4 protein-coding genes are annotated in these 3,614 nt (G+C 45.3%); 3 read left to right on the top strand and 1 reads right to left on the bottom strand.

Features of this window, described 5'->3' with window-relative positions; translation table 11 throughout:
• The coding region (locus G3T14_RS23445) for a recombinase family protein (protein WP_163644903.1) at positions 1-352 on the bottom strand (352 nt) is incomplete at its 3' end.
• A gap of 301 nt (positions 353-653) precedes the next feature.
• Between G3T14_RS23445 and G3T14_RS23440 the strand changes: the two genes are divergently transcribed.
• The 3 genes from G3T14_RS23440 to G3T14_RS23430 are packed head-to-tail and all read left to right on the top strand — an operon-like array spanning position 654 to position 3,361.
• Positions 654-1,262, top strand: coding sequence for a TadE/TadG family type IV pilus assembly protein (locus G3T14_RS23440; RefSeq protein WP_163644902.1), 609 nt, complete (start codon positions 654-656; stop codon positions 1,260-1,262).
• Positions 1,262-1,957 carry a TadE/TadG family type IV pilus assembly protein gene (locus tag G3T14_RS23435; protein WP_163644901.1) on the top strand — a complete coding sequence of 232 codons (696 nt, stop codon included), beginning with the start codon at positions 1,262-1,264 and terminating at the stop codon, positions 1,955-1,957. The genes G3T14_RS23440 and G3T14_RS23435 overlap by 1 nt, the downstream gene beginning before the upstream one ends.
• 3 nt (positions 1,958-1,960) lie before the next feature.
• Positions 1,961-3,361: a Tad domain-containing protein gene (locus tag G3T14_RS23430; RefSeq protein WP_163644900.1), complete on the top strand. Its 1,401-nt coding sequence runs from the start codon at positions 1,961-1,963 to the stop codon at positions 3,359-3,361.
• Positions 3,362-3,614 lie beyond the last annotated feature (253 nt).

Here is a 3,614-nt window from a genome sequence, read left to right as displayed (position 1 = left end):
CGAGGAAGTACTCGGCCATGGCGCCATGCATCTGAAGAGCGAAGCGCCCATGGGCGGTGTCGCTGTCAAACTGCTCAGTCAGGCTGCGGAAATGGATCTCCTTCAGGCGTAAGGAGTCGATGGTGCGCATCATCTCGACGAGGGAGCGACCAAGGCGATCGAGCTTCCATACCACCAGCACATCGGTCGGGCGCAGGTAGGCGAGGGCTGCCTCGAACTCCGGGCGCCTGGTGCCGGCCTTTCCAGACTTCTTCTCCTCGAACAGACGCTCACAGCCTGCCTTGGTCAGCGCATCGCGCTGAAGGTCGAGGTTCTGGTCGAGAGTGGAAACGCGGGCATATCCGACTAGCATGTCGGGATAGTGATTCAGTAGCGTTTAATCTGCAATAGAAAACCAGTCATATTTTCCCGACTGAAACGAAGCCGTTTTAGGCAGCTACGGTTTGGCCTGATCCGATTGTCGGGAAAACGGTCGTTTTATAGACATCCAACAGCGCAACGCGTTAATTATCAGCATACGTATCAAAAAATTTATTACTTAAATATTTTGACGAGAAATATTATAAATATTGACAAAGCATTCATATTTTTATTCTACGTATTTCTGAGTATGGATAGAATCATGAAATATGTAATGGGTAAGGAGATAGATAGTGTTCCAAGGCGCAGTAGTCAAGATTTCTGACTGGAAAGCTAGATTTATTTATGATAAATCCGGTGCCGCTGCAGTGGAGTTTGCCCTCACCGCTATCCCCTTCCTTGGCTTCATATTCGTCATTATTCAGGTAGGGCTCTACTTTTTTAGCCAACAATCACTGGATTACGCAACACGGTTAGCAGCTCGCCAGATCATGACCGGTTATGTTCAGGCGAAAAGCCTTACCGCAGACCAGCTAAGATCAAGTATTATCTGCCCTGCACTGAGTATCAATATTTCATGTAATAATATTACTGTAGCAGTAAATATTGTCCCAAAAACCTCAAATAGCACTTCAGGTACAGGAATATATGCCTATATAAATCAATCTGTACCTAGCCTAAAGCCAGCCAATCTTGATGCAAGCAAAGGCACTTTCTGCACAGGATCTCCGGGAGATTACATTTTTATCGATGTTGCGTATAATTTTTCTGGGTTCTTAGATCTAATCCCTATTATTGCCGGACCATTGATTTCTCGCGATATAATGGTTTTGCGATCAACGGCTTTTATCGCTAACGAGCCTTTCCAATCGGCCGCTGGATCTACACAGAGCGGGTGCTAATGCCAAATTTTTGGTCGACCTTGCAACATGCGCATAACCTGAATTTATTGCGTACTCTTCTCCGGCCCTTTCGCCAATGGAAAATTTGCGATCACGGGACCTCGATTGTCGAATTTGCGCTCATTGCGCCTGTTCTTGTCGTGCTCATGCTATCTATGATCGATTACGGACGAGCGTTTATTGCATCATACCGTACTGGCTTCATTGCCGATACAATCGCCGAACTTGTTTCTCAGACAAAGCAGACACTGACTGAAAGCGACTTGACGGATTTTATTAAGGCCGCACCCTTAATAGACTCGGATATTTTACGATACGGTCAGCAAATAGGAAATAAAGATCTTACAAGTCTCGTTTATGTAAATATTTCAAGCATTGCAATGTCAAAATTAAACATAAATTGCACAGCCTCATGCGTGTATCTTGGCTCTGTTGTCTTTAGCCGTGCACTTGCGGGTCCTGTCCGGCAATGTGGATTACAAGCTCCGGCACCCAATAGTGCCGTAACAACACCACAGACGCTGCCTGTATCAGTTTTTGGACCTGTTGATATAATAGTCGTTGATGTTACGGCTTTCTTTAAGCCGTTATTTTTAAGTCCAGCAATGATACCGACAGAGTTTCGCAAGTCAGCCTATTTCCGACCGCGCAATCTTGTTCGCGTAACCTCAACATCAAATTGTGCTGGATTTTGATTGATGGCTACTAAAATCTTATCCTATTTGCAGTATTGCATAAGTTTTAGCTTAAAACGATATGCGTCTTTCTTGAGATCTAGTGACGGTAATATCGCGATCCTATTTTCCTTATTGTCCGTTCCTCTAATTGGGATAGCAGGTTTATGCATTGATTATGGACAAATTCTTGTTGCGCGGCACTCTGCCCAAACTGGCGCGGATGCTGCTGCCCTGTACGCGAGTGGAGTCGCAAAAAACCTGATCCAAAACTCGGATGGCAGCACAGCGTCGGTCGCTGCCGCACAGGCTGAAGCGCAGACCCGTGGTATGGACCTGTTTAACGCTCATATCGCAAAAACCGTTAGTTCGAGTGTATCTGGGTCGTTACTCGTTACGAAAAATGGTCAGAGAATCGATTCTATCGCTAGCTATAATATATCGACGCTCACTTATTTTGGAAGGCTGTTTGGACTGACAAATTTTACAGCTAGCGTTATTGCAAAATCTTCGGCTTCAATGCCGCCTTACACAAATCTATATATGGCTTTAGACGTCTCCCAATCTATGGGTCTTGCCTCTACATCAGACGGTGCTAAAAGTCTGTTTGGCATCGTGGCGAGTATGGAACGTATGGCGGGAAACAAAGGCTCGAACGTCGGATGCGTGTTTGGGTGCCATGTAATTCAGAACGGGAGCTATATTCCGATATCATACCAGCAAGTTGCAATAAATGCAAATATTCCTCTTAGAATTGATGTTTTACGAAACGCAGTAATAACAACTATAAACACCGCAAAAATGGATTCATCTGTATTAGGTACGAGTAATTATAAGATCGCACTTTATGCTATGGGGCTCGCGTCGTCTAACTCAACGACATGGTCTCTTACGCAAATTTCTCCATTAACATCTAACTGGCCAACACTCAGTACTGCCGCTAGCAATATTACCCTCGGCCCTAATAATGGAGGTGGAACAGGAGATTCTTTCCTCTCCGAGCCACTTTCTTCGTTGCGGGGTCAGATACCAGCAGGTGGGGATGGAAATACCCAAAATCAAGCACGTACGTTTCTTTTTATTATTACTGACGGACTTCGAGATGTGAAAGGAAGCTGCACCTCTGGGCACTGCACTGCAGCTTTCGATCCAGCTAGCTGTACAAGCTTCAAGAACGCAAATATTACTGTAGCGGTTATCTATACAACTTACTTACCTATTCTAGCAAATCCAACTAATGGCTCTACCTCTTTGGATGGAAATTATGTTGATCTCGTGAAACCTTATGCATCGAGTATTGCACCAAATCTCAAATCATGCGCTTCTCCCGGTTGGTATGTAGAGGCATCTGACGGGCCCGCGATCGATAAAGCACTTGCTGACATGTTTGCACAGACAGCTCAGCAGCCAGCATTAACTTATTAAAAAACATTATCGTGTTTAGTTTAAGAGGCCTTTCGCAAGGCTCTTGAAACTTTGTATTCGCTTCCTAATATCAAGCCTTGTTGATTCGGACTCTTGCTGAGTAGTGGTTTTGAGCAGGCTGTGATTCAGTCCTTGAGTTTGAAGCCTGAGAAGGATGCGATGGCTGCTCCTGTGCCGCCGCGATTAGCTTTGGATACGCTAGCCCGTCTTATTCATGAGGGCAGTGGATCTGAGGCGGCGAGCGTAGCGTAAA

The sequence above is a fragment of the Methylobacterium sp. BTF04 genome, assembly GCF_010692745.1.
GTDB lineage: Bacteria > Pseudomonadota > Alphaproteobacteria > Rhizobiales > Beijerinckiaceae > Methylobacterium.
This window is presented reverse-complemented; position numbering and strand designations above follow the sequence as displayed.

Excerpts from the sequence above, each read along its gene's own strand:
- G3T14_RS23435 (WP_163644901.1), top strand. The coding sequence starts at position 1,262 with ATGCCAAATTTTTGGTCGACCTTGCAACATGCGCATAACCTGAATTTA.
- G3T14_RS23430 (WP_163644900.1), top strand. The coding sequence starts at position 1,961 with ATGGCTACTAAAATCTTATCCTATTTGCAGTATTGCATAAGTTTTAGC.